This is a genomic window from Rhodoferax sp. (assembly GCF_037143375.1).
GTDB lineage: Bacteria > Pseudomonadota > Gammaproteobacteria > Burkholderiales > Burkholderiaceae_C > Rhodoferax.
The window spans coordinates 31,226-43,409 of the sequence record NZ_JBAWYV010000018.1 but is presented as its reverse complement, the minus strand read 5'-3'; the positions used below and the strand labels follow the sequence as shown (position 1 = coordinate 43,409).

The 12,184-nt window shown below is 54.6% G+C and carries 11 protein-coding genes; all 11 read right to left on the bottom strand.

Annotated elements, in window-relative coordinates:
- The coding region (locus WCG50_RS05045; protein ID WP_336898482.1) for an aminotransferase class I/II-fold pyridoxal phosphate-dependent enzyme at positions 1-655 on the bottom strand (655 nt) is incomplete at its 3' end.
- Complete coding sequence (nusB, locus tag WCG50_RS05040) at positions 652-1,185, bottom strand: transcription antitermination factor NusB (RefSeq protein WP_336898481.1); 534 nt, start codon at positions 1,183-1,185, stop codon at positions 652-654. The genes nusB and WCG50_RS05045, both read right to left, overlap by 4 nt.
- Positions 1,185-1,658, bottom strand: a complete 474-nt coding sequence (gene ribH / locus WCG50_RS05035; RefSeq protein WP_336898480.1) for a 6,7-dimethyl-8-ribityllumazine synthase — start codon at positions 1,656-1,658, stop codon at positions 1,185-1,187. The genes nusB and ribH overlap by 1 nt, the downstream gene beginning before the upstream one ends.
- Positions 1,659-1,731: 73 nt before the next feature.
- Positions 1,732-2,847, bottom strand: coding sequence for a bifunctional 3,4-dihydroxy-2-butanone-4-phosphate synthase/GTP cyclohydrolase II (ribBA, locus tag WCG50_RS05030; protein WP_336898479.1), 1,116 nt, complete (start codon positions 2,845-2,847; stop codon positions 1,732-1,734).
- Positions 2,848-2,901: 54 nt separating this feature from the next.
- Positions 2,902-3,546 (bottom strand): riboflavin synthase, encoded by a 645-nt coding sequence (locus WCG50_RS05025; RefSeq protein ID WP_336898478.1) that lies wholly within the window; start codon positions 3,544-3,546, stop codon positions 2,902-2,904.
- Between the two features lie 57 nt (positions 3,547-3,603).
- Positions 3,604-4,734 carry a bifunctional diaminohydroxyphosphoribosylaminopyrimidine deaminase/5-amino-6-(5-phosphoribosylamino)uracil reductase RibD gene (ribD, locus tag WCG50_RS05020; RefSeq protein WP_336898477.1) on the bottom strand — a complete coding sequence of 377 codons (1,131 nt, stop codon included), beginning with the start codon at positions 4,732-4,734 and terminating at the stop codon, positions 3,604-3,606.
- A 71-nt stretch (positions 4,735-4,805) separates the two neighbouring features.
- A complete protein-coding gene (locus tag WCG50_RS05015) occupies positions 4,806-6,983 on the bottom strand; it encodes an O-antigen ligase family protein (RefSeq protein ID WP_336898476.1) in 2,178 nt (725 codons plus the stop codon).
- Between the two features lie 203 nt (positions 6,984-7,186).
- The gene (locus WCG50_RS05010; protein WP_336898475.1) at positions 7,187-7,684 is read right to left on the bottom strand and encodes a type IV pilin protein; all 498 of its coding nucleotides are present in this window, start codon (positions 7,682-7,684) and stop codon (positions 7,187-7,189) included.
- Positions 7,685-7,708: 24 nt separating this feature from the next.
- On the bottom strand, positions 7,709-8,086 hold the full coding sequence (locus WCG50_RS05005; RefSeq protein ID WP_336898474.1) for a hypothetical protein: 378 nt from the start codon (positions 8,084-8,086) through the stop codon (positions 7,709-7,711).
- Between the two features lie 31 nt (positions 8,087-8,117).
- Entirely contained in the window at positions 8,118-11,420 is a 3,303-nt protein-coding gene (locus WCG50_RS05000) for a PilC/PilY family type IV pilus protein (protein WP_336898473.1), read from the bottom strand.
- Between the two features lie 134 nt (positions 11,421-11,554).
- Positions 11,555-12,178 carry a PilX N-terminal domain-containing pilus assembly protein gene (locus tag WCG50_RS04995; RefSeq protein WP_336898472.1) on the bottom strand — a complete coding sequence of 208 codons (624 nt, stop codon included), beginning with the start codon at positions 12,176-12,178 and terminating at the stop codon, positions 11,555-11,557.
- Positions 12,179-12,184 lie beyond the last annotated feature (6 nt).

Genomic DNA, 12,184 nt, shown 5'->3' with positions numbered 1-12,184 from the left:
CGTATTGCGCGTCATAGCTCAGGCCCAGGTAAATTTCATCGACCAGGGTGATGCCACCCTTGGCGCTGACCACCTCGTGGATGCGGCGCAACTCATCCGGGTGAATCGAGCTACCCGTGGGGTTGGAGGGCGAGGCGAGCAGAACACCCCGGGTTTTAGCACCCCAGGCAGCCTGTACTTTGTCGGCGCTGAGTTGGTAACGCTCAGCCGCCGTGGTGGGGATCAGTACCGCCGTACCATCGGCCGCACTCACAAAGTGGCGGTTGCACGGGTAGCTGGGGTCGGGCATCAGGATTTCGTCACCGGGCTCAATCAGGGCCAGACAAGCCAGTTGCAGGGCGGCCGAAGCACCGGCCGTCACCACAATGCGGTTGGCGGGGACGACGGTGTTGAACCGCTGCCAATACCAGTCGCTGATGCGTTCGCGCAAGGCCAGCATCCCGGTGGCTTGGGTGTAGTGCGTCAAGCCATCGCGCACGCATTGGGCGGCGGCTTCCTGCACCAGGGGCGGGGCGGTAAAGTCAGGCTCGCCAATGTTCAAAAAGATCATCGGCGAGTCGGTGTGCGCCACCTTGGCGGCCAAAGCAGATGCTGCCTTGGCGACCTCCATCACATAGAAGGGTTCAATGCGAAGCGCACGACGGGAAATTTTCATGCGCGAGGTTTACCTCGGTCCGCATTGGTTTCGGCTTCGCGCAGGACCGGGGCCAGTCCATTGAGCACGCCATTCACATACTTGTGGCCATCGGTGCCGCCAAACTCTTTGGCCAGCTCGACGCATTCATTGAGCACCACGCGCCACGGCACATCAAGACAGAACCGGAGTTCGTAAGCGCCAATCCACAAAATGGCGTGCTCCACGGGCGAGATCTCGCTCATCGGGCGGTCCAGCAGGGGCTGAAACAGGGCGTCCAGCGCGTCTGCTTGCTCAGTGCAACCATGCAGCAATGCATCAAAGTGAACCGAGTCAGCTTTGGAAAAACCAGCCAGATCGCGGGTGAATAAATCGATGTCTTCCACCGAGTTTTTGGCTACCAGGGTTTGGTACAGCGCCTGCAACGCAAATTCGCGGGCGCGTGAACGCTCGGACTTGCTGCCCGCTTTGCGGGCCCCCGTGCTGGTGACCCCGGTGCGGGGTTGGCGGGGAGGGCGGATGCCCATGGGTTTTGGTTTCAGGTCGTTCATCAGATTTCTTCCAGCAGGTTGGCCATTTCGACGGCGACACGGGCGGCATCACGCCCTTTTTCGGTTTTTCTGGCCACCGCTTGATCCATATTTTCGGTGGTGAGAATCGCGTTGGCGATGGGTAACTGGAAATCAAGCGCAACCCGGCTTACGCCAGCACCTGATTCGTTGGCCACCAATTCAAAGTGGTAGGTTTCACCCCGAATAATGCAGCCAATCGCCACCAGTGCGTTGTATTTTAGTTTTTCAGCCATGGCCAGCAATGCAACTGGCACTTCCAGCGCGCCTGGCACCATCACCAAATCGATGTTTTTCTCGGCCACACCCAAGGCGATCAGTTCGTCTTTGCAGGCTTGGGCCAAGGCATCGGTAATGGGCGCGTTAAAACGGGCCTGAACAATACCAATGCTCAATTTTTTGCCATTCAGGCGGCTATCGGTGGAATCCAGCGTTCCTTTGTCTGCACCAAGCATGATTTTTCTTTCTTGAAATAGGGAAGACAGCGCTTGTTCACTGCGTAAAACTGCGGACAGTCCCGCAAGGTCGTTATTTGGTGATGTAGCCTGCAATCTCCAGGCCGTAGCCGGTCATGCTGGGCATGCGGCGTGGGTTGCCCATGAGGTTCATTTTGTGGACGCCGCATTCCCGCAAAATTTGTGCACCAATGCCGTAGGTTCGCAAATCCATGCGACCGCGCTCTGGCCCGTGGCTGGAGCGGGCGGTGCCGTCAAATTGCGCCAGTAATTGCTCTGGGCTTTCACCGCAATTTAAAAATACGACAACGCCTTTGCCTTCGGCGGCAACGCGCGCCAAGGCGGCATCCAGACTCCAGGAGTGCATGGTGCGGCCGACTTCGAGGGCGTCAAATACCGATAAGGGCTCGTGGACGCGGGCCGCCACCACCTCACTGGGGTGCCACTGGCCTTTGACCAGCGCCAGATGAACACCTTGGGCGGTTTTGTCTTTGAAGGCGTGGGCGGTAAATTCCCCAAACGCGGTGTTTAGCGTTTTGGTTCCGACTTTTTCAACCAGCGACTCAACCCGGCTGCGGTAGGCGATCAAGTCGGCAATCGTGCCGATTTTGAGGCCGTGTTCGGCGGCAAACAGTTGCAGGTCAGGCAGACGCGCCATGGTGCCGTCGTCTTTCATGATCTCGCAGATGACAGAGGCTGGCGAACAGCCGGCCATCGCGGCCAAGTCACAGCCTGCTTCGGTGTGACCCGCCCGCATCAGCACGCCGCCCTCTACCGCTTGTAACGGGAAGATGTGGCCGGGTTGCACCAGGTCGTCCGCTTTGGCGTTTTTGGCCACGGCCGCTTCAATCGTGCGGGCGCGGTCAGCGGCTGAAATGCCGGTGGTGACGCCCTCAGCGGCTTCAATTGACACGGTAAACGCGGTGCCTTTTTTGTCGCCATTGCGCACCGTCATAGGCGGCAATTGAAGCAGTTCACAACGTTCACGGGTGAGGGTGAGGCAAATCAGGCCCCGCCCAAAACGCGCCATGAAGTTGATGGCGTCCGCGGTGACGTGGTCGGCGGCCAGTACCAGGTCGCCTTCGTTTTCACGGTCTTCTTCGTCCACCAAAATGACCATGCGCCCAGCACGCATGTCAGCCACGATGTCTTCAACAGGGGAAATAGCCACGGGAGAAAGGGTGGTCATGCAGAGAGTCTTTCAGGAAATAAAGGAAAAGAGCGAAGCGATGCGGTGGACGCATCAGCGCGCCGCTGGAATGTTTTGCTGCGGGTCAAGATTGAGCATGCGTTCGACGTACCGCGCGATGAGGTCAATTTCCAAATTGACGCGGGACCCCGGATAAAGCGTTTTTAGTGCCGTGTTTTCAACCGTGTGGGGAATCAGATTGATGCTCATCTCGCAGCCATCGTCCAAGTCAAGGATGCGGTTCACCGTTAGGCTGACGCCGTTGACGGTGATGGAACCTTTGTAAGCCAGGTATTTGGCCAAAACTTTGGGGGCCAAGACACGCAACTCCCAGCTTTCACTGATCTGCGCGAAATGCGTGACACCGCCGATGCCATCGACATGACCTGACACCATGTGGCCGCCCAGGCGGTCATTGGCGCGCAAGGCTTTTTCCAGATTGATGGCGCCAGTTTGAGAAAGCCCGGCCGTTTTGTCCAGCGATTCAGCGGATATGTCCACTGTGAACTGGCATTGCGCGGGGTCGAGGGTGGTCACGGTCATGCACGCGCCGTTGAGCGCAATGCTGTCGCCCAGACCCACGTCGTCAAGATAACTAGGCGCACACTCAATGGTGAGGCGCTTGCCGTGGGTTGAAGAGCTGCCTAAGGCATGAACGGCGACGATGCGCCCCACGCTGGTGATGATTCCTGTAAACATCCGCGCATTTTCGCAGGGAAAGCGCTGCTCGGTTGACCGTCGCTTAAAACTTGTCGTTTAAAACTGGTCTCGTCCGGGGATTCGGGCCACGATGCGCAGGTCTGGCCCCAGCATGTCGGTGGATTTGAAGGCCAACGGGACCGCTTGCGAAAGTTCAGACAAAGGCCCGAAACTGGCCATGTCGCAGCCTTGACCGATCAGTTTGGGGGCGAGGTAGACCACAAACTCGTCTACCAGCCCTTCGCGAATCAGCGAACCATTGAGCTTTTGACCGGCTTCAACATGAAGCTCGTTAATTTCGCGTGAAGCCAAGTCGCGCAACATGGCGGCCAGGTCAACCTTGCTTTCAGTACCTGCTTGCACGCCTGGCAGGTAGATGACGGTGGCGCCCAGCGCTTCCAAAGCCGATTTTTTAGCATCATTTTGCACGGCAGCGTAGATGAAAAGTGCGCGGCCAGCTATGAATAAATGAGCGTCCAGCGGTGTTTCAAGGCGACTGTCCACCACAACCAAATGGGGCTGACGCCGCGTGTCAACCAAGCGAACGTCTAGTTTTGGGTTGTCTGCCAGCACGGTGCCAATGCCGGTGAGCACCGCGCAGGCGCGAGCCCGCCAGGCATGGCCGTCGGTTCGCGCCTCTGAAGATGTAATCCATTGGCTCGCGCCATTGTTCAGGGCGGTTTTGCCGTCCAGCGAAGCGGCAATTTTCATGCGGACCCACGGTGTCTTTCGGATCATGCGGCTGAAAAACCCAATGTTGAGCTCACGGGATTCGATCGCTTGCGGGTGGTCGGGCGCCAGCACCTGCACTTCGACACCGGCTGCACGCAAACGTGCAAAACCCTGGCCTGCAACCAAAGGGTTGGGGTCGGTGTTGGTGGCGACCACCTTTTTGATGCCCGCCGCAATCAGCGCGTCGCAACATGGGCCGGTTCGGCCTTGGTGTGAGCATGGCTCCAAGGTGACATAAGCGGTGGCGCCTTCAGCGCTATGGCCGTTGGCTGCAGCGTCGCGCACTGCCATGATTTCGGCGTGGGGGCCGCCGGTGCGTTGGGTGTGGCCTTGGCCTAGCAATTGACCATTTTGGCTTGTGATGACACAACCCACATGAGGGTTCGGAGCGGAAAGTTGCAAACACTTTGCGGCTATGGACAAGGACTGCTTAATGAAGAAAGTGGACTCAGGCATGAGAGATTAAAGTAGCTTTCAGGTGATTTTGATATTTTATGGTGACGGTTTTTCTGAACGCCATGACGATCTCAACGAATCCGCCCAATCTCGATCGCCTGCTCGATTCTGACTCGGTAGGCTGGCGGAATCATGGCCAAAATCGCATTTTTATGGGCCGGAAGTGTTGCCACCATTGCTGCCTGATAGGCGTACAAAGCCTTGACATCGTCCTTCGCATCTGGCGCGTTGAAAATATCGCCCAGCTTCAACCACCCGTCTACAGCCTGATTTGGCCAGGTCTTGATGCGGAGTTCGAGCGCCAGAATAGCCAGCGCCGGGTCTCGATAGCGCGTGCCTAGGAAGTATGCTGTGCGAACCAGGTCAGGCTCAATCACACCGGCCATCAGTAGCTCCCGCGCAAGGGCAGCAGCTTCCTGGTTTTTCCCGGTTTGACTCCACAAAAAGACTTGAAGAGTAGCCAAGGCTGGTGCTGTGGATTGAATTTTCGTGGCACTGTCCAGATAGTTCTGGGCCTTTGAAAAATCTTTGGCCTTGATATGACCACGCACCACATTGGCTAGCATGGCGACCACTTTTGGCCGGGATTCAAGCACCGTTTCCCAAATCCAGGTCGCATTTTTCCAGTCACCCCAAGCGGCCAGAGAATCAGCCACGATGGGTGTTATTTTTCTGTAGTGCGGGTTGATGGCGATGCCTTCATTGATCAGTGCCAGCATCTCCAGCTTGGCTTGTTCCCAGCCCGGGTCGTTGGGCTGGCTTGACCGCGAAATAGTCAGCGCGATCTTGACCGCACGAATAATTTTACTTTCGCACAGAATCGCCTGCTGGCTTAGATACAGGGCAATGCCGGTGCAAGCAGCGGTGATGCATAAAGCCACCACAGATAGGCGTGCATTCAAGCTGACTGACGTTGCCAAAAATGCCCATCTCACACCAAGGCGCATATCAGAGGCCGCAAGAATAGACAGACTCAGCGCAAACAAGGCGCCAGTGGTCGCCATGCGCCAAGGAAAACCGGCGTTGCTGACCAGCAAAAAAACCAGCAGACTGCTCAATGTCAAAGCACGCAATAAGGATTCACCCTCAACTTGTGGGCAGCGGTCTGTCAAGGTTCTGTGCGCAGCCGACAAAAGATAGGCCAGCAGGCATAAGAAAAATAGCCAACCTAGCAGACCATATTCGGCCAGCAGTTGCAGTATTTCGTTGTGCGCGTAATAGTCTGTCTCAAGCAGGCTCCCTGTCTCTTGGTAAAGCGGGGCCTGAACCTCCCAGGCGCCTGCACCTACGCCGGTTACTGGGTTGGCCGCAATCATGCGTGCTGTGGATTGCCACATCAGTGCGCGAATCGAGAAAGAACCCTGACTGTATTCGCTGCCCTTTGTCATCGAAAGCGTGCGTTTGAAAGCCCTGTCAATCGCATTGCCTTGGCCTGTGTCGGTAATCAGGCTCGGGTTTTCCGTATTGATGGAGCCGATGACCATAACCGTGGTCATCAGCAAGGCCGCCAGGGAAAGCCAATGTTTGGTGCTCCAACCGGTTGATACAAACTGTTTGCTATAAAGCATCAAGGCAATCGGTAGCAGAACGACCAGAATCAGCAGCCCCGCCAGTGCAGAACGGGTGCCAGTCATCATCAGGGCTACGATGTTGAAACCGAGTGAAAACGTTTGCAAAAAAACACTTATCTTATCTTTCAACCGGCTGAGCAGCAGCACCGAAAAAGGCAGGGTACAAACCAGAAATTCACCAAAAAAGTTCCGGTTAACAAAGGTGGATGCCGGGTTTGGCCCCTGAGCAAAGAATTTGAAGTCAACCCAGAATTGCAACGCCGCCCACAAGGACGCAATGACCGCGCCAAAGTGAATGCCCCAGGCCAACTGTGTAACACGGTTCAGCGTGAAGGTGTTCATGCCCAAAAATAGTATCAGACTGAATAAAAACCAGCGAACCGCTTCAACCCCGCCCAGATAAGCGTGCGACCAGGCCATGCTGCCCAGGGCGTAGGCCATGAGGGTTAGCGGCAAAGCCATCACACCATGCCAGTTGACCGCACTTCTCTGCTTGTGCTTTTGCCAAAAAAAGGCAAAGCTGGCAGTGAGCGCAAAGAATGCCACCAACATCGACTTCAGCGTGTCTTGCAGCAACATCTCATGCGGAACCCCCAAGGCGGGCACCAAAACCATCATCAGGGACAACAGTAGCGCCGTCAGGTTTTGACTGCGCGAGGTTATGAATGAATTACCCATTACAGTGCATGCAGCGTTGCCGCTTTGGCCGGAATGATGGCAGTGTTTTTCTGAAAACTGGGTAGCTTCATCTGAAGCAAAGTAGTTATGCGATATAAGTGATTTCAGGGTCCAGCGCCTATGCAGCAAGCGTAAGTAGCTATTTTAAAATAGCAGATGATAGCGATGAAATTGTTCGATACCTGATGTGGTTGGTGCTGTGCCTATTTCCAGCATTCATCTCGCGTTTTCGTGGCGCTAGCCACGCCCCGCACGCCAGTGGACGTGATGGTGAACATGCCACAGGCATCGTTGGCGGCAGCTCCGCCAGAAATAGGTGCCATGGTTAGCGTGTATGCGCTGACCGATACCGTTGCGGTGTAACTCCCGGCGGTGGTGATGGCTGTATTGAGCTGATAAAGCGCAGTGCCGTCAGCAGGGGACTTTCTCAAGCCGTCAGGCATCCCGACTCCCGAACCCAGTACGCTGTTGCTGCCACGATCTGAGTCGTAGGCATCGTTGGCAGCATAAAAGCGTTGCATGAACTGCGCCGCTTGCAATAATTGCGTTCTGGCATCTGCTCGCTTTGCCCTAGCAATATAGCTGGTGTAAGACGGCAGGGCGACTGCGGCAAGAATACCGACGATGGCCACAGTGATCATGACTTCGATCAAGGTGAAGCCGGCGGTCGGCCGGCGAAAAGTGTGTGCTGTTGTATACATGAATCAAATTCTCGTTGCTTACTTCTATTTCTTGACAGGTTTGCTGCCCAGGCCTGTCACCCAAATTTCTAGCACCTGCTCCTGCATTGCGTAATTCGCCTTTGATGTATTGAAGCGAATTTGCATTCCTGCCTTTAGCTGAAAAGCCTTGTCATCGCTTTTTCTCGTCGGTGCATGTACTTTGATGGGCGTTGTTGCTAGAACGTATTTGACTTTATTGACAACGATGGTTTTCTTGCCAAAGTCCACGGCATCGACCGTACCGCCACGCTCCACGAGACCGGTGCTGCTGACATATACCGAATTTTGCGGGGGTTCATTAACTACCTTCACGGCAAGTGCTGGTTGGCCAATCATTGAAAATGTGGCACATGCAATAACAAATTGACGAATAAGATTCATGGTGGATATCCGTTAAAAACTGGATGAAACATTAATAAAGAAACAGCTGACGCCAAGTGCGCTTGATGGTGGTTGTTGAACTCGGTGGTGGTGGTGGTGGTGGTGGCAGGATAATTGTTTTAGTAGTTGCATCAGACAAACGTACCAGTGAAAAATCTTGACCTGATTCATTCTGAATGGTGACGGGTCGACTTGCCAATACATTACCCAAAAATACTGCCGAAGTGGTTTCTATTGAGCGGTTTGCCAAGCTGCCGGTCTTGCTGCTTAGGATAAATTCCCAACTACTGCCTCCAGGTTCGCACTTGATTGCGTTGGGAATATTGGTGGTGCAAACTAGATTGTCGTAAGACGTGCCGCATTGCGTGTTGACGCGCTCACCGGCACCCAGGTCAATGTACCAGCCCTTTTTGGTGGTGTAGTCAACGGCATTGCTGGACATGGTTCTCGTGGTTGAAGTGTTGGTGTAAGTTTGTTGCTGCAAATTGGCCCGCAACGATGGAGTCGTTGGCAAGGCCACCAGTGCGTCCCGAAGGCCGTAAATGGTTTGGGTTTGGCTTGCTGCCGCGTTGGCACCGGTTGTGCCGGTCACGTCAGTATTACCAAAGTACTTGCCCGTACCGATTTGAACCATGCGTTTGCTGTCGACCACGGAAAGGGTTGGCGCTGCTGTGATGGGCTGCGTCGCGCCTAGACTGTCTTTCAGGGTGGCAAAGATCGTCGCTGACCACGACATCACGCTGCTGTTGGTCAAATCAAAGCGCCATAGATTTCCGTAAAGGTCGCCACCATAGATGTAATCCACTGTGCCGTTGCTGGAAATCGATGCGCTGACTTGCGCCAACCCACATGGGTTGGACGCCGGTGACGTGGTGCAACCAGGTGTGGTGATATCTGCGATCAAGTTACCGGTCTTGGGGTTCAGTACAAACAAGTGTCCTAGACCGTCACCCCCACTGTCGCCGCTGTTGGTGCCATTGTTATAGCCCGAAGTGACGAGCACGACCCAGCCTTTGGCGCTGGTCTTCACGATGATTGGTTGGCTGTAAGCATAGCCCATGTTCTGTACTACGCCAGCACGGATTAGCGTGCTGGTGATGCTGTTGGGGAATTCCCATAAAACCTTGTTCTTGACATCGACTTCGCTGGCGGCTGTGCCGCTGGTGACATCAAGTGCGTAATAACCGTTGCCCCCCTTGCCCAACCCACCGACGAGAATGGTGCGCCAGTCACCGCTGCTGCTGATACTGTCAATATTATTGAAATCGACATCACCGAAGGCTGGTGTGCTATCCACATAGTAGATATGGCTGAAGCCGGACTTGAGAATTAACTTATTCAGGTTGGCTATCACGAGGTTGGGAACGTAAGCCCAGGATTCAGCCCCACTGCTAGCGACAAAGGCGTGCAACATGCCGTCATTGGCACCTTGGTAAAGCATGCGAGTACGACTGGCGTTGTCTGATTTAAAGGTGGTGTAGCCAGCATCAGAATAGCTCGCGTTCGGAACACCCACCACAACCGGCTCACCATTGATCATGTCGCCCAGCAAATGCGCACGGGCACGGTAAGTGACTGTGCAAGCGCCGGCGGTTTCACAAGTCCGATCCCCTCGCAAATAAGCCAACACCGCAGCACCGTCTGTTTTCCCTGACGTATTGAGTAAGGTTTGCTGAGCCGTACTGAGCTTGGTGGCGCTTGTCGCCGTAGTCGGCTGGAACTGCAAACCCCCGGTGGCTCCAGCCACGTCGGTTGATGTGGCAATCAAGCGGCTGGCGGGCGTGCGCAAGTCAAGTTGCGTGGCTGCCGAGCCAGCTGTCCAAAGGGAAGTGGTTGACACAATGCCGGTTGTTACGTTAATGGCATTGGAGTTGAGGTCTCCCGCCCAGGTGCCTGAGTTGTAGCTTGACGCGAAAGACGCATTGTCAGACGAGGTAACGTGGGCGTTGGCAACGGCAACGGCTGCGGCCGATCCAACTTTGGCAGTGATGCTGTCGGAAATAGCATTGATCGCGTTCTTAAACGAATCAGCATCGTTGGCGGGAATAGCGCTGTCAGTCCCCCCGTTGTAGGCCATGGCATTCATGACTGACAAGGCATTCGCATTGGCCACGGTTTCACCCAAGGCCACCACATAGGTTTGTACGTCGTACTTGCCCGTGACTGCGCCCGTGCCATCTTTGTTGGTAGATGTTTTGCCAGTCACACTGGCGGTGCGCAGTGCCTTAGAGGCTGCGATGGCATCGGTGGCAGCTGTGCCAAATGACCCGCTGGTGCAGCTATTGCTGCTGGTACTCCATGCACAGCTGTTCGTGCGTGCGGCATCAGAGTAAAGGTTGCCACTGGTGTTGCCGGTGGGCAATCCATCGGTCACGAGCATGACAAAATTTTGTTGGCAAGAGTAGAGCACCGGGCTGGTCTTGCTGGCATAAGCGCTTGAAAAATAGGACTTGGCCGATTGCAAGGTGCCGTTAAGTGGCGTGAAAAGCGCGCCATTCTTCACTTCACTGGTAGTACCGTTGGTTTCGCTTCCGAGTAAGTTTTGGAGTGTGGTGTAGTGCGTCGTTGAGTCGGGCGTCACGCTTTCGTTAAGACTTCCTTTTCCCGAAATATTGGCGGTGTAGCCCCAGCCTCGGGGGATGTAGACCTGTCTGGTGACTGTGGGGGAGTAAGGTAAATAGCCAGCATCCGTCGGGGTAAAGCTACCATTGAACCAAAAGGAGTTAAAGTCTCCAGCTGTCCACCCCCCCCCAATACGATTGAACCAAAGGTTGTAGTTCGACGAATTGGCAGCAGACGTTAACGCCCATATGTTCGTATTTAGGCTCTGTGTCGAGTACAGAACATCCAAGATATTAGGGTCATCGCCGGATACATCGTAGGTGATGTAGTTCGCACCGAACGCCGGTTGTGGGTTGGGAATACATCGGCGATTGCCATTAGAAGCCGATCGGCCGATGAGAGGCGGGACAACAAAGACAGTAGAAATGGAGACGCCGCCAGTGTCTTTGCAATCGTTAGTGAAATTCATTCCCGCGTTGTCGCCCATAAAATAGGCATGGGTGTTGCGGAGCGTTAGGTCAGACGTTTCATAAGTCATCAGTCCCCAATTGAAGGTGGTGCGGTACTTGTCAATGGCTGCGCGCATGACTTCTCGGCCAATGTTGCCTCGAGTGTTGGGGTTATTGCCAGACACCAAGGTGCCGTTCATGTAGGCATCCATCGACTGCGAGTTGTCGTAAATCACCAGTACATTGGGTGTGACCATGTTCGACACCGCCATGGGCACATTGGCAATGTCTGTGGAGCCCGCATGCGCTAATTGCCCCAGCATGACCAATAGACTAACAAATGCAAGGGATTTTTTATCAAGGAGGTGGTTTGGTCTGCGTTTGCACTGATTGGTTTGAGAAAGAAAACGTTCCGAATTCACTTGAGGTGGTGACAGTGTGAACATGGAAAACTCCTTTATTGAATCTCAATGGTGGATTGCAGCCAGACCACACTGCCCTGTGGGCGACCTGTGCCCGCAGCTACCTCAGGCCCAAAACCACGGGCGGTGATGACAAAGGCAGATGGGGTCACGCTAGCAGTGCCGGTAGGCATGGTGCCACTGACTAGCTCAACCATGCATTCTGGTGACCGTTTGTAAGTGGTAGTGCTGCCAACGGGAAAAGTTGATGTCGGGAGTATGTATGTTGCGGTTGACGTACCGCTATCCCAGGTCGAGGTGCTTTGCCACAGGACGGAATTGATCGATGAAATTATTGCAATGGCGAGATCTGTTGTATAGAAAGCCGGGTCAGTGGATGCAATATTTGTCGCTAACTGAATGGTCGAAGATTCACAATGCCGCAAGGCAATTTCGGCCGCTTGGTTTGCCAACTCTGTGGTACGGACATTGCCGGCGATGCTCTCCGAAGAGCCTGCGTTGCGCAAACTTGTTACCGCCAACAACGAGATCACCACTAGTAGAATCAACGCAATGATCAGTACCACACCACTTTGCCGCCGTGAACCTGTGTCATTAACCTGCACATTGCGTTGTGAAGTTGGGTTGAAATATCTGACGATAGGGATGAGCATTTTCATAGCGAA